The 18,117-nt window shown below is 73.1% G+C and carries 17 protein-coding genes; 12 read left to right on the forward strand and 5 right to left on the reverse strand.

Annotation, left to right across the window (positions count from 1 at the left end; all coding sequences use genetic code 11):
* Positions 1-11 precede the first annotated feature (11 nt).
* Positions 12-1,214 (forward strand): 5-(carboxyamino)imidazole ribonucleotide synthase, encoded by a 1,203-nt coding sequence (locus tag ACFQU3_RS05055; RefSeq protein ID WP_385907396.1) that lies wholly within the window; start codon positions 12-14, stop codon positions 1,212-1,214.
* The gene (gene purE, locus ACFQU3_RS05060) at positions 1,211-1,771 is read left to right on the forward strand and encodes a 5-(carboxyamino)imidazole ribonucleotide mutase (protein ID WP_385907398.1); all 561 of its coding nucleotides are present in this window, start codon (positions 1,211-1,213) and stop codon (positions 1,769-1,771) included. Before ACFQU3_RS05055 ends, purE begins: the two co-directional genes overlap by 4 nt.
* A gap of 53 nt (positions 1,772-1,824) precedes the next feature.
* Here the strand turns inward: purE and ACFQU3_RS05065 are convergent, their stop codons facing one another.
* Positions 1,825-2,517, reverse strand: coding sequence for an alpha/beta fold hydrolase (locus ACFQU3_RS05065; protein ID WP_385907400.1), 693 nt, complete (start codon positions 2,515-2,517; stop codon positions 1,825-1,827).
* 6 nt (positions 2,518-2,523) lie between these two features.
* Positions 2,524-2,991, reverse strand: coding sequence for a CoA-binding protein (locus ACFQU3_RS05070; RefSeq protein WP_385907402.1), 468 nt, complete (start codon positions 2,989-2,991; stop codon positions 2,524-2,526).
* A 75-nt stretch (positions 2,992-3,066) separates the two neighbouring features.
* Here ACFQU3_RS05070 and ACFQU3_RS05075 point away from each other — a divergent pair, with 75 nt between their 5' ends.
* Positions 3,067-4,086: an LLM class F420-dependent oxidoreductase gene (locus ACFQU3_RS05075; RefSeq protein WP_385907404.1), complete on the forward strand. Its 1,020-nt coding sequence runs from the start codon at positions 3,067-3,069 to the stop codon at positions 4,084-4,086.
* 36 nt (positions 4,087-4,122) lie between these two features.
* On the opposite strand, the gene ACFQU3_RS05080 is transcribed toward ACFQU3_RS05075, so the two are convergent.
* The 3 genes from ACFQU3_RS05080 to ACFQU3_RS05090 are packed head-to-tail and all read right to left on the reverse strand — an operon-like array spanning position 4,123 to position 6,703.
* Positions 4,123-4,908: an SDR family oxidoreductase gene (locus ACFQU3_RS05080; RefSeq protein ID WP_385907406.1), complete on the reverse strand. Its 786-nt coding sequence runs from the start codon at positions 4,906-4,908 to the stop codon at positions 4,123-4,125.
* A complete protein-coding gene (locus tag ACFQU3_RS05085; protein WP_385907408.1) occupies positions 4,905-5,693 on the reverse strand; it encodes a cytidylyltransferase domain-containing protein in 789 nt (262 codons plus the stop codon). Before ACFQU3_RS05085 ends, ACFQU3_RS05080 begins: the two co-directional genes overlap by 4 nt.
* On the reverse strand, positions 5,690-6,703 hold the full coding sequence (locus ACFQU3_RS05090; RefSeq protein WP_385907410.1) for a Gfo/Idh/MocA family protein: 1,014 nt from the start codon (positions 6,701-6,703) through the stop codon (positions 5,690-5,692). Before ACFQU3_RS05090 ends, ACFQU3_RS05085 begins: the two co-directional genes overlap by 4 nt.
* Before the next feature lie 44 nt (positions 6,704-6,747).
* Between ACFQU3_RS05090 and ACFQU3_RS05095 the strand changes: the two genes are divergently transcribed.
* From ACFQU3_RS05095 to ACFQU3_RS05135, 9 genes are all read left to right on the forward strand, one after another.
* A complete protein-coding gene (locus ACFQU3_RS05095; RefSeq protein ID WP_385907412.1) occupies positions 6,748-8,262 on the forward strand; it encodes a lipopolysaccharide biosynthesis protein in 1,515 nt (504 codons plus the stop codon).
* 66 nt (positions 8,263-8,328) lie between these two features.
* Entirely contained in the window at positions 8,329-9,777 is a 1,449-nt protein-coding gene (locus tag ACFQU3_RS05100; RefSeq protein ID WP_385907414.1) for a hypothetical protein, read from the forward strand.
* A gap of 1 nt (position 9,778) precedes the next feature.
* Positions 9,779-10,441 (forward strand): NeuD/PglB/VioB family sugar acetyltransferase, encoded by a 663-nt coding sequence (locus tag ACFQU3_RS05105; protein ID WP_385907415.1) that lies wholly within the window; start codon positions 9,779-9,781, stop codon positions 10,439-10,441.
* The gene (locus tag ACFQU3_RS05110) at positions 10,438-11,496 is read left to right on the forward strand and encodes an N-acetylneuraminate synthase family protein (RefSeq protein WP_385907417.1); all 1,059 of its coding nucleotides are present in this window, start codon (positions 10,438-10,440) and stop codon (positions 11,494-11,496) included. Before ACFQU3_RS05105 ends, ACFQU3_RS05110 begins: the two co-directional genes overlap by 4 nt.
* Before the next feature lie 7 nt (positions 11,497-11,503).
* Complete coding sequence (gene neuC, locus ACFQU3_RS05115; RefSeq protein ID WP_385907419.1) at positions 11,504-12,721, forward strand: UDP-N-acetylglucosamine 2-epimerase; 1,218 nt, start codon at positions 11,504-11,506, stop codon at positions 12,719-12,721.
* A complete protein-coding gene (locus ACFQU3_RS05120) occupies positions 12,718-13,773 on the forward strand; it encodes a nucleotidyltransferase family protein (RefSeq protein WP_385907421.1) in 1,056 nt (351 codons plus the stop codon). The genes neuC and ACFQU3_RS05120 overlap by 4 nt, the downstream gene beginning before the upstream one ends.
* Complete coding sequence (locus ACFQU3_RS05125) at positions 13,770-14,933, forward strand: SDR family NAD(P)-dependent oxidoreductase (protein ID WP_385907423.1); 1,164 nt, start codon at positions 13,770-13,772, stop codon at positions 14,931-14,933. Before ACFQU3_RS05120 ends, ACFQU3_RS05125 begins: the two co-directional genes overlap by 4 nt.
* Positions 14,930-16,126 carry a DegT/DnrJ/EryC1/StrS family aminotransferase gene (locus ACFQU3_RS05130; RefSeq protein WP_385907425.1) on the forward strand — a complete coding sequence of 399 codons (1,197 nt, stop codon included), beginning with the start codon at positions 14,930-14,932 and terminating at the stop codon, positions 16,124-16,126. The genes ACFQU3_RS05125 and ACFQU3_RS05130 overlap by 4 nt, the downstream gene beginning before the upstream one ends.
* 60 nt (positions 16,127-16,186) lie before the next feature.
* Positions 16,187-18,070, forward strand: coding sequence for a Na+/H+ antiporter (locus ACFQU3_RS05135; protein ID WP_385907427.1), 1,884 nt, complete (start codon positions 16,187-16,189; stop codon positions 18,068-18,070).
* Positions 18,071-18,117 lie beyond the last annotated feature (47 nt).

Raw genomic sequence — 18,117 nt, forward strand, 5'->3', positions numbered from 1 at the left:
GCTTGGCCGACGTGAGCCAGCCGAAGCGCGCCCCCGGAGGATTCCCCGTCGTCGGTGTCGTGGGCGGCGGACAGCTGGCCCGGATGATGCAGGGTCCCGCCGTCGAGCTCGGCATCCAGCTCACCGTGCTCGCCGAGACCGACACCGCAGCCGCGGCCCTCGTCGTGCCGAGCTCGCCTGTCGGTGAGCACACCGACCTCGACACCGTGCTGGCCTTCGCGCGGGAGTGCGACGTCGTGACGTTCGACCACGAGCACGTGCCTGCGCACGTCCTGGAGGCGCTCGAGGACGACGGCGTGACCATCCACCCCACCCGGGCTGCGCTCCACTTCGCCCAGGACAAGCTCGCGATGCGCGAGCGGCTCAGCGGGCTCGGCATCGCCTGTCCGCGCTGGGCCCGCGCGACGACGGCCGAGGAGGTCACCGCGTTCGGCGACGAGATCGGCTGGCCGGTCATCGCCAAGACGCCGCGCGGCGGCTACGACGGCAAGGGCGTGGCGCTCGCCGGCTCGGCCGACGACCTCGCCGACTGGATCGCTCGCATCGGCGAGCCCGGCCCGCTCGAGGGCGGGCTTCTCCTCGAGGAGAAGGTCGACTTCGTCCGCGAGCTCGCCGTGCTCATCGCACGCAGCCCCTCCGGCCAGGCCGCAGCATGGCCCGTCGTCGAGACCGTGCAGACCGACGGCATCTGCACCGAGGTCCTCGCCCCCGCGCCCGGACTCGACCCCCACCTCGCGTCGGTCGCGACCGAAGCCGGGCTGCGCATCGCCGGCGAGCTCGGTGTGACGGGCGTCCTCGCCGTCGAGATGTTCGAGGTGCGTGGCGGCTCCGGCGAGGCGGCCTACGTCGTCAACGAGCTGGCGATGCGCCCGCACAACAGCGGCCACTGGTCGATGGACGGTGCCGTCACGGGACAGTTCGAGCAGCACCTGCGGGCCGTTCTGGACCTGCCGCTCGGCGACCCCAGGCCGCGGGCTCCGTGGACGGTGATGGCCAACGTCCTCGGCGGCGACCTGCCGGAGCACGAGGAGCTGTACTCGGCGTACCGCCACATCATGGCGCGGGACCCCGGGGCCAAGGTCCACGTCTACGGCAAGGGTGTCCGCCCGGGTCGCAAGATCGGCCACGTCAACGTCAGCGCCACCGACCTCGGCGCCGCCCGCGAGCGCGCGGGCCACGCCGCCGACTACCTCCGAGGAGTGATCACGGAATGAGCGTGACCGCAGCCACGCCACCCAGCAACGCAGGCGCCCAGCCCGTCGTCGGCATCGTCATGGGCAGCGACAGCGACTGGCCCGTGATGCGCGAGGCCGCCCGCGCCCTCGAGGAGTTCGGCATCCCCTACGAGGCCGATGTCGTCTCGGCGCACCGGATGCCCGACGAGATGATCGCCTACGGCCAGGGCGCCGCCGAGCGCGGCCTACGCGCCATCGTCGCCGGCGCCGGTGGAGCCGCGCACCTGCCCGGCATGCTCGCCTCGGTGACTCCCCTCCCCGTCATCGGCGTGCCCGTGCCGCTCAAGTACCTCGACGGGATGGACTCGCTGCTGTCCATCGTGCAGATGCCGGCCGGCGTGCCCGTCGCCACGGTGTCGATCGGCGGCGCCCGCAACGCGGGACTGCTCGCGGCGCGCATCGTCGGCACCGGTGGCGACGAGCTCGCCACCGACGTACGCGAGCAGATGCTCGTGTTCCAGGCCGACCTGCGCGACCAGGCGCACGCCAAGGGAGCGTTGCTGCGCGAGCACGTCGCCCGCGGGATCACCGACTGAGCGACCAGGTCGGCGCGTGTCGTGAGGACCGCGCTGACGGCATACGACCGTGGTCAGGCCGGGGAGTCGAGGAAGTCGCGCGTGGCACGGGTGAACGACTCTGGCTCGTTGGCGTGGACGAGGTGCCCGGCGTCGATGCGGACCAGTCGCCCGTCGGCGACCGTGGCGGCCATCTCGGCGACGTGCGCGTGCGGCATCGGGCTGTTCGGACCGCCCCACACGACGAGGGTCGGTGCGGTGATCGCGGCCACGACCTCCGGCCACCGCGGGTCGGGATCGTCGATCTGCGCGCGGACCTGGAGCACCGCCTCCCAGTCGAAGGCGAGCTCGCCCGCCGGCCGCGCGGGTGGCCGGGGCTCGCGGGGGTGCGGCACGGGCACGTCCTCGAGGACGAGTCGGCGCACGAGGTCCGGACGGCGGCTCGCGAGGAGGCAGGCGACGAGTCCGCCGAGCGAGTGGGCGACGACGTCGACGGCGCGGTGCCCGCCGTCGGCCCCGGACTCGTCGTGGAGCCGCTCCACCGTGGCGGTCAGGTCCTGCGCGAGGTCCGGCAGCGCGTAGGCACCCGGCCACGGGCTCGCACCGTGGCCGCGGAGGTCGACGGCGACGACAAGCCGGTCACCCGCGAGCCCAGCCGCCACCTCGCCCCAGTCGGCCGACGTGTCGCCCGTCGCGTGCACGAGCACGACGGGCGGTCGGGCGCCACGAGCGCCCCACCGTCGCTCGTGGAGGGCGAGGCCGGACACGAGAGGTCAGTCGGTCACGGCGTCGGCGCCGTCGCCCGGCTTGACGCGGGCGTACTCGATCTTCGGGCAGGTGTCCATGACGACCGCGAGCCCGGCCTGCTCGGCACGCTGAGCGGCGTCCTCGTCGATGACGCCGAGCTGCAGCCAGAGGGCCTCGATGCCGAGCCGCTCGCGCTCGGCGAGCGCCTCGTCGACGACCTGGCCGACCCGGCTGCTGTTGACGAAGCAGTCGACGACCTTGACGACCGTGCCGTCAGGGATGTCGGCCAGCGTCTTGTAGCCCTGGGCGCCGTGCACCTCGGCGCCGCTCGGGTGCACCGGCACGAGGCGCATGCCCAGCTCGCGCTGCAGCCACAATGCCACCCGGTACGCGGTGCGGTCGGGGTTGTCGCCGAGGCCCACGACCGCCCAGGTCGCCGGCGTGTTGAGCAGGTCACGGATGACGGCGGGGTCGTTCTGGTGCAGCAGTCTCATACGGCCATCCTCACACGCTCTCGCGCCCCCTATGGCGTCCAGACCCGGCCCAGCCGGCCGTGGTTGGATGACGGGATGCGATTCGGAATGTTCGTCCCCCAGGGCTGGCGCATGGATCTCGTCGGCATCGAGCCGGCCCAGCAGTGGGAGGCCATGGTCAACCTCGCCAAGCACGCAGACGACGGTGACGTCTTCGAGTCCATCTGGGTCTACGACCACTTCCACACGGTGCCTGACCCGTCGCGCGAGGCCACGCACGAGGCGTGGACGCTCATGGCGGCGTTCGCCGCCGCGACGAGCCGGGTCCGCCTCGGCCAGATGTGCACGTGCATGGCCTACCGCAACCCGGCCTATCTCGCGAAGGTCGCGGCCACCGTCGACGTCATCTCGGGCGGGCGCACCGAGATGGGCATCGGCGCCGGCTGGTACGAGCACGAGTGGCGCGCCTACGGCCACGGCTTCCCCCGGGCGGGCGAACGCCTCGGCGCGCTCCGCGAGGGCGTCCAGATCTTCCGCGACATGTGGACCAAGGGCGAGGCGACGCTCGACGGCACGTACTACCAGGTCGACGGCGCCATCTGCGCGCCGCGGCCGCTGCAGGGCACCAGCCGCCCGGGCAGCGAGGCCAACGGCATCCCGATGTGGATCGCGGGCGGCGGCGAGAAGGTGACGCTCAAGATCGCCGCGCAGTACGCCGACTACACGAACTTCGACGGCGGCGCCGAGGGCTTCGACCACAAGAGCAAGGTCCTCAAGGGGCACTGCGACGACCTCGGGCGCGACTTCGGCTCGATCGTCCGGTCGGCCGACTACAACGTCGTCATCGGCGAGACCGAGGCCGACGTCGAGGACCGCCTGAGGTTCAACGGCGAGCTGCTCCGCAGGGGTGGCGTGTCCGACGCGAAGGTCGAGCACCATGTCGAGAACCTGCGCCGCCAGCCGGCTGTGGGCACTCCCGAGCAGATCGTCGAGATGCTGAAGGACATGGAGTCGCGAGGCATGACCTACGCCATCATGTACTTCGGCGAGGCGGCCTACGACCGCTCCGGCATCGAGCTCTTCGAGGAGAAGGTCGCCCCGGAGCTCGCGTCCTGACGCCCTCAACCGGGGTGGTGTGGGCGGGTGGGAGTGCTACCAGGCGGTCCAGCCGCCGTCGACGGCGACGACCTGGCCGGTGACGTACGCGGACGCGTCCGAGGCGAGCCAGGTGACGACGCCGCGGAAGTCGTCCTCGGTGCCCATCCGGCCCAGCGGGGTGAGGCGCTCGTAGCGCTCGACGAACGCGTCGTCCTGCCCACGGGCGATGCCTCCCGGGGCGAACGCGTTGACGCGCACGTCGGGCGCGAGCACCGTCGAGAGGTAGCGGGTCAGCTGGGCGAGGCCGCCCTTGCTCGCGGCGTATGCCGCCGGGTTGCCCATCCTCGTGCCCGCGTAGAGACCCATGTTGGGACCGACGAGCCCGTAGATGCTCGACACGTTGACGACGCTGCCGTGACCGCCAGCCCGCAGCAGCGGGGCGAGACGTCGCGTCAGGGAGAACGGGGCCGTGAGGTTGAGAGCGAGCGCCATCGCGAACGCCTCGTCGGTCTGCTCCTCGAACGGCACGGCATACCCGGGCACTCCGGAGGTGCCGGTGAACGCGGCGTTGTTGACGAGGACGTCGCACGCCCCCAGCTCGTGCAGGGCGTCGACGACGACCGAGAGTCCTTGCGGGTCAATGAGGTTGGTGCCCAGCGGGACATGGCCGGACCCGGGAAGGGCGTTGGCGGTCGCCGCGCAGGAGGCCTCGTCGAGGTCGATGACGACGACCCGGGCGCCCGCTGCCGCCAGGGCGTCCGCGAGGACGCTGCCGAGCGGACCGGCGCCGCCCGTGACGACGGCGGTCCGGCCTGCGAGCGAGGTCGTGGGGTCGGTCATCGCAGGTCCTCCGTCGGGACGGCGCGCGGGTCGGTGGCGTCGAGCCACGGCAGGGTGATGAGGCCGGCGCCGATGAGGGCCTCGATGAGCCGGAACTCGTAGTCGTCGTCGATCGAGAACGCCTGCGCCTCGGGGATCTCCAGTCCTTCGTGGGTGCCCTCGTCGAACCACGACGCCTCGAGGCGGCGGACGAAGTCGGCCCGCCAGAGGTAGAAGTTGCCGTTGATCCGGAGGAACCGGCCGGCGTCCTGGCGCCGCGTGACGCCCGTGCCGGACGGGAAGAACCGGGTCAGCGCCCCGTCGCGCGCGTCGTCGGGACGCACCCCGACCCACACGGGGTTGAACGTCGGCTCCGAGACGCTGATGACGCCGTCGAGCGCCGGTGCGGTCGCGAGCCGGCGCGCGGCGTCGGCGAGCTGGGCCGGCACCCGGGCGGGGCTGGTGGGGTCGAGCAGCAGCACGGCGTCGTACGCCACTCCCTCCTCGTGCTCGGCCCACTCGAGGGCGTGCCGGACGACGGGCGCCATCGGGGTGTCGTCGGCGGCCAGCTCGGCCGGACGCAGGAAGGGCGCGTCTCCGCCGTGGGCGCGTGCGACCTGTGCGATCTGCTCGGAGTCGGTCGTCACGACGCAGCGGGTCACCTCGGGCGTCAGGGCAGCGGCCCTGATGCTGTGCGCGATGAGCGGTAGTCCCCACAGGGGGCGGATGTTCTTGCCGGGCAAGCCCTTCGAGCCGCCACGGGCGGGGATCACAGCGAGGACGCGTGGCGTCGTCGACGTCGTCATGAGGGCTCCTCGGGAGGCTGGCCGGGGCGCCCGGCGGCGCGGGCCTCGTCGCAGAGGCGCACGGCGGCGATGCCGTCGGCGAGGGTCGCTGGTGCGCCGCGGGCGATGCGCTCGGTGGCGGGTGCCGTCGGACGCAGCTCGAGGGCGGCCCGCGCCTGGGCGCCCATCACGATGTCGCGGTCGAGGTCGTGGGCGAACACCTGCTCGGTGACCTCGCCGTCGGGCGTCGTGTGGCGCACCGTGGCCCGCACGACGTCCCATTCGAGTATGCCGTCCGGCGAGTGCACGACGACCCCGCGCGTGGTCGGCCGCGTGACGTAGTCGAGGCGTGCCGTCACGGTGAACTCGCGGTCGGTCGACCACAGCAGGGTCGCCGCCTGGTCGGACGCGACGTCGAGCGGACCGGTCGTCTCCACCCTGGCTCCGAGGAGCGTCGGAGAGCCGAACAGGACGGCGGCGTAGTCGATCTCATGGACCAGGTCGCGCAGCACGCCACCCTCATCGGGTCGGGCTGAGTAGGACTCGCGGTAGTCGCGGTCGGGCCTCCAGTCCGGCAGCCACGACTGCGACCAGACGTGTGCCGACCCGGCGGTCGAGACGTGGCCGACGAGCCGGCGCAGGTGTCGGAAGGCCTCGTGGGCGCGCAGCGGGGCGGCGACCCAGACGAGCGACTGGCGTGGATGCTCACGCAGGGCGGCCGTGTCGGCCACGGTCGGGGCGACCGGTTTCTCGACGAGCACCTTCTCGGCGCCGCCGTCGAGCGCTGCGAGGGTGTCGGCGACGTGGCGCGACGTGTCGGTCGCGACGACGACGAGAGCCGCGCTGCGCACCGCCTCGGGCCCGGAGCTGTCGTCGAGCAGGCGCGCGCCGGTCGCATCGTCGACCGTGCCGGGGACCGTGGCGCGCTCGCGGACGGGCCACAGGGCGACGTCGGCGCCGACCTGGCGGAAGACCCGAGCGTGGCGCCGGCCGATGGAGCCGGAGCCGCGCACGACGACGCTCGCGCTCACGTCGCGCTCACCCGGCCCTCCTTCGCCCTAGTAGGTTCACCATCGTGGCAGATCACCATGATCCTCCCGCGCCGGAGGGCGACACCGAGGCTGTCGAGCCTTCTCGTCGTGACGGCGACGTGGAACCTCCACACCATCGCGTCGCCGACGACGGTGCCGGAGCGGGGTCGCTCGGCGCGCACTCGGTGGTCTACCTCGCCGGCACGGCGCTGCAGGGGCTCGGAGTGCTGCTCGTCCTGCCCTTCGCGACGCGCGTCCTGGGCGCCGCGGAGTTCGGGCGGGTCGCAACGGGACTCGTCGTGGTGCAGATGGTCGGCACCATCGCGGGCGCCGGGCTGCCTCAGGTCGTCCTGCGCGAGCACCATCGCGGCACGGAGGGGCCGCGGGTGGCGCGGGCACTCGCTGGCACGATGGTCCTGCTTGCGATCGCCCTCGGCGTGCTCGGGGTCGGCCTGGCGCTCGTCCTCTCCGCTGCGGGCCACGCCGACCTGTCCGAGTGGCTGCCCCTCGTCGTGGCCGCCGTCGCCCTGACGACCGTCGTCGCGGGCCAGACCCTCATGCGGGCGCGCCTGCAGCCATGGGGTTTCCTCGCCCTCGCTGTCATCGCCACCGTCGGGGCCCAGCTCGCCGGGGTGCTCGCCGCGCGGGGGGAGCCGACGGCGGGGACGTACCTCACGGCATACGCCGGCGTCGTCGTGCTCGCGGCCGTGCTCGCGCTCGTGCTCGGCCGCCCGCTGCCGCCCACGGCCGAGCGGGCGCGCGTCCGGGCCGGTGTGCGCCTCGCCGCGCCGCTGCTGCCACAGGCCGCCGCGATGCTCGGCCTGCTCTCGGGTGACGTGCTCCTGACCCGCTGGCTCGTCGGCGAGGCCGGCGCCGGCAGCTACCAGGTGGCGCTCCAGCTCGGGAACATGCCGTTCGTGCTCGCGGTCGCACTCTTCAACGCGTGGGGACCGCTCGTCCTGTCGCACCCGGTCGGGCAGAGGTGGGCGTGGACGGCGCGCACCGGCACCGCCCTGGTGACCGTCGTCGCCGCGGGTGCCGCCGGGGTGGCGCTGATCGGTCCGTGGCTCGTGACCGTCATGGCAGAACGGGGCTCGGGCTTCGACCACGTCGCGATGGTCGCTGCCCTCGGGATCATCTGCACCGTCGCCGTGTCGTACATGCTCTACCAGGGCGCGTCCCTCGCCGTCCTCGACGCGGAGCGCACCGGACGGCTCGCCTGGGCGGCCCTCGCGGCGCTCGCCGTCGTCGTCCTCGCCGCCCTGGTGCTGGCGCCGCGCGCCGGGTGGGCCGGTGGCATCGTCGGGGTCGCGATCGCCAAGGCCCTCGGCTACGTCGTGCTCATGGGCCTGACGACGTGGTTCGCGCGCAGCCACTCACCGCTGCGCTGGCCCTCCCGAGCCGCCGTCGTCGCCGTGGTAGGCGTCGGCCTGGCCCTTGTCGGCTCGGTGCTGCCGCTCGAGGGCGCGGGGGCGTGGGCCCGCGCCGCGCTCGCGGTCCTCGTCGCGGCCGGGGCGTTGGGACGTGCGCCGCGGATCGTGCGGACGCTGCGCCGATAGGATGAAGCGCTCGCCCGGCCGACCGGTCGCCGGCCCGCACCGACACGCAGGAGAGACGCTTTCGTGGTGACACCGCTCGTCCACATGGGGTTGGGCTACGACGACCTCCTCGTGCCGGCCCTCGTGCACGCCGGCTTCGACACGAAGGACCTCATCCTCGTCGTCCGGACGGACGCCAACCTTGCCTGGGTGCGCAAGCACGCGCCGCTCGCCACGACCGTGCGCCTGCCGTATGCCGCCGCGCGCAAGGCCAACGTCGTCAGTGGCCTCGCGCCGCACGCCGCTCTCAAGCGCGCCTGTGCAGGGGTGGGACTCGACCCGCTCGACCTGCTCGTCTCCGAGCGTGCCCTGCGCCGCAACCGCGTCGACACGGCGATGAACTTCCTCAACCTCGCTGCCGAGGAGCTCGAGTCGGTCATCGCCGGTCGTGGCCCGGTGCTCGCGCTCGTCGAGTTCACGGTCACGTCCGAGCTGCTCACGGCGGGCCTCGTGACTCACCACGGGGGGCTCGCGACGTGGCCCCGCGGCATCCGGCTGCCGTCCGACCGCTTCGGTCTCATCGGCGCCCCCAAGGGGATCACCCTGTGGGAGCGGCAGGTGGAGGACCCCTCGGCGATCGCGGCCGGCCAGGCGTTCATCGACGGGTGGCGGGCCGAGCACGGCCGCCCCATGGGCTTCGCCCGCAACCTCAAGGTCGAGACGGGGCAGGAGATCTGGCGGCTCGCGAGCGACCGCATCAAGGAGTTCGCCGTCGACCGCGGCGCGAACCTCCAGCTGCCGCGCCCGTCCGACTACGCGCGCCTGCCGTGGCTCAACCCCGTCAAGGCGCGGCTCAACCTGCGCGAGTACCAGGACCGCCGCTGGGATCCCGTGCCCGAGCGTTTCGTCTTCCTGCCGCTGCAGGTGCAGCCCGAGTCGAGTGCTGACGTCATGGGCCAGGAGTGGCGCGACCAGGCGTACACGGCGCGCGTCCTCGCCGACGCACTCGCTCCGCTCGACATCGGCGTCGCCGTCAAGGAGCACGCGCACTTCATGTGGCGGCGCGACCCCGACTACTGGCCGCAGTTCGACGCCCACCCGAACATCGCGACCATCGACCCGTTCGCGGACTCGCGCGAGCTGATGAAGCAGGCCGTGTTCACCGTGACGGCGACGGGCACCGTCGGCCTCGAGGCGGGCCTGCTCGGCCTGCCCGTCGTGACCGGTGCGGAGATGCCGTGGAGCGGCCTCGGCAACGTCGCGCGCCTCGACTCGCCCGACGACCTGACACGGTTCGTCGCCGACCGGCAGTGGGAGTCGCTGCGCGCCGACCAGGCCTCGATCGACGAGTGGTTCGTCCACGACTACGTCCGCAACTCGTGGGAGGGCCTCGTGCTCGACCCGCCGCGGGTCCCGGCCGTGCTCGAGCCCGACAACATCCGCAAGGTGGGCGGCGCGCTCGGCGAGGCCGCCGCGTCGCTCAGCCCAGGCGTCCCGGCCGCGCCCACGGCGCCCACCGCGTCCGGGACGGCCTGACGTGGGCGCCGGTGACCCCGGCTGGGTCGTCCTCGGTGCCGGGGGCCATGCGCGCTCGGTGGTCGACGTCCTCGAACGAGCCGGCCACGCGGTCGTGGCGGTCAGCGGTGCGGACCCGACCGGCGACCACGGCGAGCCGTGGCACGTCGACGTCCTCGCCGACGACCGCGAGGCGTTCGAGCTCATCTCGGCGCGCGGCCTGCGCGCGGTCGTCGCGATCGGAGCCAACCCCGCCCGCACCGGTCTCGTGCACGAGCTCGTCGCGCGCGGCCTCTCGGTGCCGCCCGTCGTCGCGGCGACCGCGACGGTCTCGGCGCGGAGCGTCCTCGGCGCGGGCACGGTCGTGCTCGAGCACGCGCACGTCGGTCCGTCGACCCGGCTCGGCGAGGCGGTCATCGTCAACACCGGTGCGGTCGTCGAGCACGACTGCCGGGTCGGTGCCGGCTCCCACGTCGCCCCCGGAGCCGTGCTGCTCGGCGGCGCAGCCGTCGGGGGCGGCGCACTCGTCGGCAGCGGCGCGCGCATCCTGCCCCGCGTCACCGTCGGCTCGGGCGCCACCATCGGTGCCGGCGCCGTCGTCACCGGACACGTGGCCGACGGGCAGACCGTCGTCGGCGTCCCCGCCGTCACCCGAGGCACACGACGACCTGGAGGCACCCTGTGATCGACCCCCTGAACGCCGTCCACCCCGTCTCGATCGGCGCCGCCGCGGTGCCGACCCCGGGCGACGTCTACGTCATCGCCGAGGCCGGGGTGAACCACAACGGCGACCTCGACCTCGCCCACCGGCTCGTCGACATCGCTGCCGCCTCGGGGGCGGATGCCGTGAAGTTCCAGACCTTCTCGCCCGAGAAGCTCGTCTCGTCCGCGGCCGCGACGACGCCCTACCAGCGCGACCGGGGCGGCAGCTCCGACCAGCGCAGCCTGCTCGAGGCGCTGACCCTGCCCAAGGACGCGTGGGTGGAGCTGCGCGACCACGCCACCGAGCTCGGCACGACGTTCCTGTCGACACCGTTCGACCTCGACAGCGCCGAGATGCTCGTCGGACTCGGCCTCCCGGCTCTCAAGGTCAGCTCCGGCGAGCTGACCAACCTGCCCTACCTGCGCGAGATGTCGCGGCTCGGCGTCGTGCTGCTCGTCTCCACCGGGATGGGCACCGAGGAGGAGGTCGAGGCCGCCGTCGAGGCGTGTGCCGAGGCGCCCGGCCTCGCGCTGTTCCACTGCGTCTCGGCCTACCCGGCTCCCGTCGAGGAGTGCAACCTCCGGGTCATCCCGCGTCTCACCGAGCTGCACGGCATACCCGTGGGCTGGTCGGACCACACACCAGGGCTCACGACGGCGCTCGGCGCGGTCGCGCTCGGCGCACCCATCCTCGAGAAGCACTTCACGAGCGACCGCACGCTGCCCGGACCCGACCACCAGGCGAGTCTCGAGCCCGCGGCGCTGACCGAGTACGTCACGGCGACGAAGCAGCTGGCCGTCGCGCTCGGTGACGGCGTCAAGGTACGGATGCCGTCGGAGGAGGAGAACGCCGTGCTCGTGCGCCGGTCGTGGCACGCGGCGCGCGCCCTGACCGCGGGCGCCCAGCTCGGTGGCGACGACCTGCAGCTGCTGCGGCCCGAGGGCGGCGTCAGCCCGGCTGTCGACATCCGAGGCCGCATCCTCGCGCGGGACGTCGCCGCCGGGGCCCCCGTCACCGACGACGACCTGGCTCGCTGACCGACCCATGACGCCCCTCACTGTCGCCGTCTTCGTCGGCACGCGCGCCGACCTCGGGCCGCTGACGCCCGTTCTCGAGGGGCTGTGGGCCGCCGACGACGTGACCCTGCGCGTCCTCACCGGGGTGTCGTATGCCGCCGACGACCTCGTCTCGGCGCTGCCCACCAGCGTCCCGGCCGACGCCTGGCGGTCGGTCGTCGTGTCCCTCGCCGCCCCGATGGAGGAGGTCACGGTCGCCGCCCAGCTCCTGCAGGGCGCCACCCTGACCCGCGGTGCGGGGGAGGCGCTGCGGCTGCACGACGTCGACGTCCTCGTCGTGCTCGGCGACCGGTGGGAGCTGCTCTACGTCGTGCCGCCCGCGGTGCTCCTCGGCGTGCCGGTGGTGCACCTGCACGGGGGAGAGGTCACCGAGGGAGCGCTCGACGAGCGCGTGCGGCACGCGGTCACGAAGCTCTCCGACCAGCACTGCGTCGCCTCCGAGGACGCCGCAGCCCGGCTGCGCCAGCTCGGCGAGCCGGCCGACCGGGTCCACGTGACGGGCGCGCCCGGCCTCGACCGGCTCGCCACTGCGCGGCCCATCGGCGACGCCGACCTCGCCTCGCTGCTCGGGGTGGAGGTCGTCGAGCATCCCGTGGCGCTCTTCACGTACCACCCGCCCACGGCCCAGGCCGGCGCGCCCGTCGGCACGTGGGCCCGCGAGGCGGCCGAGGCGGCCCTCGCGGTCTGCGGGACCGTCGTCGCGACGCATCCCGGCATGGACGAGGGACGCGACGAGATCCTCGACGTGCTGAGTGGGCTCGCGGCCACCGAGCCCCGGCTGCGCGTCGTCGCCGCGCTGGGGCCCGACTACCCGGCGGTGCTCGCCGCCAGCGACGTCGTCGTCGGCAACTCGAGCTCGGGGGTCATCGAGGCCGCGACGCTCCACGTCCCGGCCGTCGACATCGGTGAGCGGCAGCGCGGCCGGCTGCGCGGCGAGAACGTCGTGCACGCCGACGAGGGCCGGGCCCCCGTCGAGGCCGCGCTGCGCACCGCGCTGAGCCCGCGCTGGCGCGAACACACGGCTCGCGTGACCAACCCCTACGGCACGGGTGCGGCGAGCGGTCGCATCCTCGATATCGTTCGAGCATCAGTGGCGGCGCCACGGGTCAAGCAGTTCGTCGACCAGCTCGGTGACCAGGCGCCCGCTCGGACGCCCCGGGGAGTCGTGAGAGAGGAGGAGGAGTGACGGCGCGAGACCTGCACGCGGCGTGCGCGCCGACGACGGCGACGATCCGCGACGCCCTCGAGGTCGTCGACCGCAGCGGCAACCTCGTGTGCCTGCTCGTCGACCGTGGCTTCCGCCTGGCCGGGCTGCTCACGGACGGCGACCTGCGCCGAGCCTTTCTCAAGGGCACGAGCCTCGACGACCTGGCGCTCGACCACGCGACGCGTTCGCCGCACTTCGTCGCCGCCGGTTCTCCGCGCGCACTCGTCCTCGACCTCATGCAGGCGCTGCGCATCTCGGCCGTGCCCGAGCTCGCCGACGACGGCACGCTCGTCGGGCTGCACACGCTCTCAGACGTGGTCGGGTCGGCCCGCTTGCCCAACGTCGCAGTCGTCATGGCCGGCGGTCGGGGCACGCGCCTCGGTGACCTGACGAAGGACACCCCGAAGCCGCTCATGACCGTCGCGGGCCGCTCGATCCTCGAGTGGATCGTCCTGGGTCTCGTCGGCGACGGCGTGCGCGAGATCTACGTCAGCGTCAACTACCTCGCCGACCAGATCGAGGAGCACCTCGGCGACGGGTCGCGTCTCGGCTGCGTCGTGCGCTACCTCCGCGAGGATCCCGACCTGCCGCTCGGCACCGCCGGCTCGCTCACCCTGCTGCGCGCGCAGCGACCCGACCTCGAGCACCCCGTCCTCGTCATGAACGGCGACCTCATGGTCGAGTTCGACGCCGGCGACCTGCTCGACGCTCACCGCCGCACGGGCGCGGCCGTCACCGTGGCGACGCGCACGTACCAGCACGAGGTGCCGTTCGGCGTCCTCGAGACCGAGGACGGGCGCGTCACGGGCGTCACCGAGAAGCCGACGCTGAGCTTCGACATCAACGCCGCCGTGTATGCCGTCGAGCCGCGGGCGCTCGCGTGGCTGCCCACCGGAGTGGCGAGCACCATGCCCGAGCTCGTCGAGACGTGCCTCGAGCGCGGCGAGCCCGTGACGGCGTGGCCGATCCACTCCGAGTGGATCGACGTCGGCACCCCGACCGACCTGGCGCGCGCGAAGGGCGAGGCGTGAGCGACCCCATTCCCCAGACCGGCGGTGAGACCGGCAGCGAGACCGACGGCATACGAGCCCACCTGAACGACGAAAAGGCAACTGTGACAACACCTTCCGGCACGAGCACCACTGGCGACGTCCCCGAGATCGAGCTGACTGCGCGGCCCGTCGACGGGTCGGTGAAGGGCAGGACCGTGCTCGTCACCGGGTCCGACGGGTTCATCGGGTCGCATGTCGTCGAACGGCTTCTCGCCGACGGCGCCCACGTCAAGGCGTTCTGCCTCTACAACTCCAACGGCTCGACCGGCTGGCTCGACGAGTCCGACGCCTTCCGCGCCGCGGTCCGCGACGGGCAGGCCGAGGTCGTCCTCGGCGACATCCGCGACCCCGAGCACGTCATGGCCTCGACCGAGGGCGTCGACGTCGTGCTGCACCTCGCGGCCCTGATCGCGATCCCCTTCTCCTACGTGGCGCCGCGCTCCTACGTCGAGACCAACGTCATCGGCACGCTCAACGTGCTCGAGGCCGTGCGCCGGCACGGCACGCCGCGCATGGTCAACACCTCGACGTCCGAGGTCTACGGCACGCCGGAGGAGGTGCCGATCACCGAGTCCCACCCGCTGCGCGGCCAGTCGCCCTACTCCGCGACGAAGATCTCCGCCGACAAGATGTGCGAGTCGTACGCCTTGTCGTTCGCGACGCCGGTGACGACCCTGCGTCCGTTCAACACGTTCGGTCCGCGCCAGTCGACGCGGGCGGTGATCCCGACCGTCCTCACGCAGCTGCTTGCGGGCACGAGCCAGCTCAAGCTCGGTGACGTGACGCCGAAGCGCGACTTCACCTTCGTGACCGACACCGCCGACGGCTTCGTCCGGGCCGCCCTCGCCGACGTGGCACCCGGCACGACGATCCAGCTCGGCACCGGGCGCACCGTCTCGGTCCGCGAGGTCGTCGAGCTGTGCCGCAAGGTCACCCACAGCGACGCCGAGATCGTCACCGAGAGCGACCGCATCCGCCCCGAGGGCTCCGAGGTGCAGATCCTGCTCTCCGACCCGTCGCGCGCCAACGAGGTGCTCGGCTGGGCCCCGACCGTGTCCCTCGAGGAGGGCCTCGCGGCCACGGCCGAGTGGCTGCGGCCGCGGGTCGACCCCGAGACCGCCGGGCGGTACCACCGGTGAGCAGCCCCACCGGAGCACCGGCGGGTGAGGCGCACGCTCCCGGGGCGCGCGGACCCGAGGGCACGATCCCGCTCGCCGTCCCCAACATCGGCGAGCTCGAGCGACGCTACGTCCTCGAGGCGGTCGAGTCGGGGTTCGTCTCGTCCGTCGGTCCGTTCGTCTCGGAGTTCGAGCGGCGGTTCGCCGACCGCGTCGGGTCGAAGCACGCCATCGCCTGCGCCACCGGCACGGCCGCGATCCACGTCGGTCTGGTCCTGCTCGGGGTCGGGCGCGACGACGACGTCGTCTGCTCGGACTTCACCTTCGTCGGCTCGGTCAACCCGATCGCCTACTGCGGCGCCCGGCCCGTCCTCGTCGACTCCGAGACCACGACGTGGAACCTCGACCCCGCCCTCCTCGCCGCCGAGCTCGACCGCCGGGCCGCCGCCGGGGAGCGCCAGCCCGCCGTCGTCGAGATCGTCCACGTGCTCGGACAGCCCGCCGACATGGAGCCCCTCATGGACGCCTGCGACCGGCACGGCATACCCGTGCTCGAGGACGCGGCGGAGTCGCTGGGTGCGACGTGGACGGGCGGACGCTACGCCGGCCGCCACACCGGCACGGTCGGCCGCATCGGCTGTTTCTCCTTCAACGGCAACAAGATCGCGACGACCGGCGGCGGCGGCATGATCGTCACCGACGACGACGACCTCGCCGCACGGGCCCGCCACCTGACGACGCAGGCCAAGGTGCCGGACGTGGGCTACCTCCACGACGAGGTGGGCTACAACTACCGGCTCACCAACATCGCGGCAGGCCTGGGGCTCGCGCAGCTCGAGCGGCTCGACGAGTTCGTGGCCGCCAAGCACCGCATCGCGGCCCGTTACGACGATGCCCTCGGCGACCTGCCGCTCGTGCTCCCCCCGAGGGTCGAGGGGCTCGACGCGACGTACTGGCTCTACTCGGTGCTCGTGCCTGAGGCCGACGGCCGCGGACGCGACGACTTCCTCGACCACCTGCATCGCCACGGCGTCGGGGCGCGGGCGCTGTGGCGCCCGCTGCACGCGCAGCCGCCCTTCATGGGGGCGCCGGTGCTCGGCGGCGCGGTCGGCGAGGGGCTCTTCGCACGGGGCCTGTCGCTGCCGTGCGCGACCGAGCTGACGGACGCCGACCAGGACCGCGTCGTCACGGCGGTGCGTTCCTTCTTCGCCTGAGGTGCGACCGCTGGGTGGCCCGCGGCCCTCGCAGGGCGGGTTTGTTGGCAGGATGTCGGCGTGGAGATCGCCATCGGGCTGCTCGCCATCGCGGCCACCGTGCTCGGCGGGGCGTGGCTCGCCGACCGGTTCGGGCTGCCCGCGCCCCTCGTGCTCATCCTCGTCGGGATCCTCGGGTCCTACCTGCCGTTCGTCCCCGAGGTGGCCCTGAGCCCCGACGTCGTCCTGCTCGGGATCCTGCCACCCCTGCTGTATGCCGCCGCGATCCAGACCTCGCTCGTCGACTTCCGCAACAACAGGGCGGTCATCCTCAGCCTCTCCGTGGGGCTCGTGCTCTTCACGGCGCTCGGTGTCGCGCTCTTCCTCGTCTGGGCGCTCGGCATCAGTTTCGGCGTCGCCTTCGCGATCGGTGCCGTCGTCGCGCCTCCCGACGCCGTGGCGGCGACCGCGGTCGGGCGTCGCATCGGGCTGCCTCGCAGGCTCGTGACGATCCTCGAAGGGGAGTCGCTCGTCAACGACGCGACAGCCCTCGTCTCGCTGCGCACGGCCCTCGCCGCGGTCGGGCTGGCGTCGGGGGTGGCCGCCCACGAGGTCACGTTCGGCGGGGTCGTCGTCGACTTCCTGTGGGCCTCGGTCGGTGGTGTGGCCATCGGCTTCGCCGTGTCGCTCGTCGTCGTCGTGCTGCGCCGGCGGTTCTCGACGGAGCCCGCCTTCGACACCGTGCTCTCGTTCATGGTCCCGTTCGCGGCCTACGTGCCCGCCGAGGAGGTGCACGCGTCCGGCGTCATCGCAGTCGTGACGGCGGGGCTCATCCTCGGGCACAAGTCGCCCCGCACCCAGTCGGGTGCGTCACGCATCAGCGAGCGGATCAACTGGGGCTCGATCCAGTTCCTCCTCGAGAACGCCGTCTTCCTCCTCATCGGCCTGCAGGTCTTCTACGTCCTCGACGGCGTGCGCAGCTCCGAGCTGTCCGCCGGGCAGATCACCTTCGCCGCCGTCGGCACGCTCGTGGCAGTGCTCGTCCTGCGGCCCCTGTGGGTCGCGCCGTTCCGGCTCCTGCGAACCCGGGTGCTGGGCAGCGAGGCTCACTCGCCGTGGTCGCACACCGTCGTCCTGTCGTGGGCCGGCATGCGTGGCGTCGTGACCCTCGCGGCGGCCCTGCTCCTCCCGACCGAGACGCCGCACCGTGCCGTGCTCGTCCTCATCGCCGTCGTCGTCACCGTCGGCACGTTGCTCATCCAGGGCATGACGCTGCCTGCCATCGCACGTCGGCTCCGTGTCCGGGGCCCCGACCCGCGCGAGGACGCCCTGCAGGCGGCGACCGTGTTCCAGGCCGCGACCCGCTCGGGGCTCGACCGGCTGGACGGGATGGACGTCGACGCCGAGACCCGCGCCATCCTGCGCGAGCGCTCCGCAGACCGCCTCAACCAGATGTGGGAGCGTCTCGGTCCCCGTGGCGCCGACACCGACGAGACGCCCAGTGCGCGCTACCGCCGCGCCCGGATGCAGATGCTCCAGGCTGAGCGCGAGGAGGTCCTTCGGCTGCGCGACGAGGGCCGGGCCGACGACGTCGTGCTCCGTGTCGTGCTCAGCGCGCTCGACCTCGAGGAGACCATGCTCGACAGGATCGACGACCAGGACAGCCGCCTGGCGGAGAGTGAGATGTTGCCCGTGGACACGATCGAGGCTCCCTGTGAGCACCTCCAGGACTCTGACGTGTGTGTCGAGCCGCTGACGCCCGAAGGGTGCGAGGAGTGCCTGCGTGACGGCACGACGTGGGTGCACCTGCGCCTCTGCCTCGCCTGCGGGCACGTCGGCTGCTGCGACTCGTCGGAGCACAAGCACGCGAGCGCGCACTTCCGCGGCAGTGCACACCCGGTCATGCGCTCGATCGAGCCGGGGGAAGCCTGGCGCTGGTGCTTCGTCGACGAGGTCGTCGGCTGAGCGGTGCCCGGACCGGCGGCTGGGCGCGTCGACGGTGCCTCCAGCCC

Origin of the sequence: Terrabacter sp. GCM10028922 (genome assembly GCF_042666095.1) — a bacterium.
In the GTDB taxonomy this organism is placed as follows: Bacteria; Actinomycetota; Actinomycetes; order Actinomycetales; family Dermatophilaceae; genus Terrabacter.

Excerpts from the sequence above, each read along its gene's own strand:
- purE (WP_385907398.1), top strand. The coding sequence starts at position 1,211 with ATGAGCGTGACCGCAGCCACGCCACCCAGCAACGCAGGCGCCCAGCCC.
- ACFQU3_RS05070 (WP_385907402.1), bottom strand. The coding sequence starts at position 2,991 with ATGAGACTGCTGCACCAGAACGACCCCGCCGTCATCCGTGACCTGCTC.
- ACFQU3_RS05075 (WP_385907404.1), top strand. The coding sequence starts at position 3,067 with ATGCGATTCGGAATGTTCGTCCCCCAGGGCTGGCGCATGGATCTCGTC.
- ACFQU3_RS05080 (WP_385907406.1), bottom strand. The coding sequence starts at position 4,908 with ATGACCGACCCCACGACCTCGCTCGCAGGCCGGACCGCCGTCGTCACG.
- ACFQU3_RS05085 (WP_385907408.1), bottom strand. The coding sequence starts at position 5,693 with ATGACGACGTCGACGACGCCACGCGTCCTCGCTGTGATCCCCGCCCGT.
- neuC (WP_385907419.1), top strand. The coding sequence starts at position 11,504 with ATGACGCCCCTCACTGTCGCCGTCTTCGTCGGCACGCGCGCCGACCTC.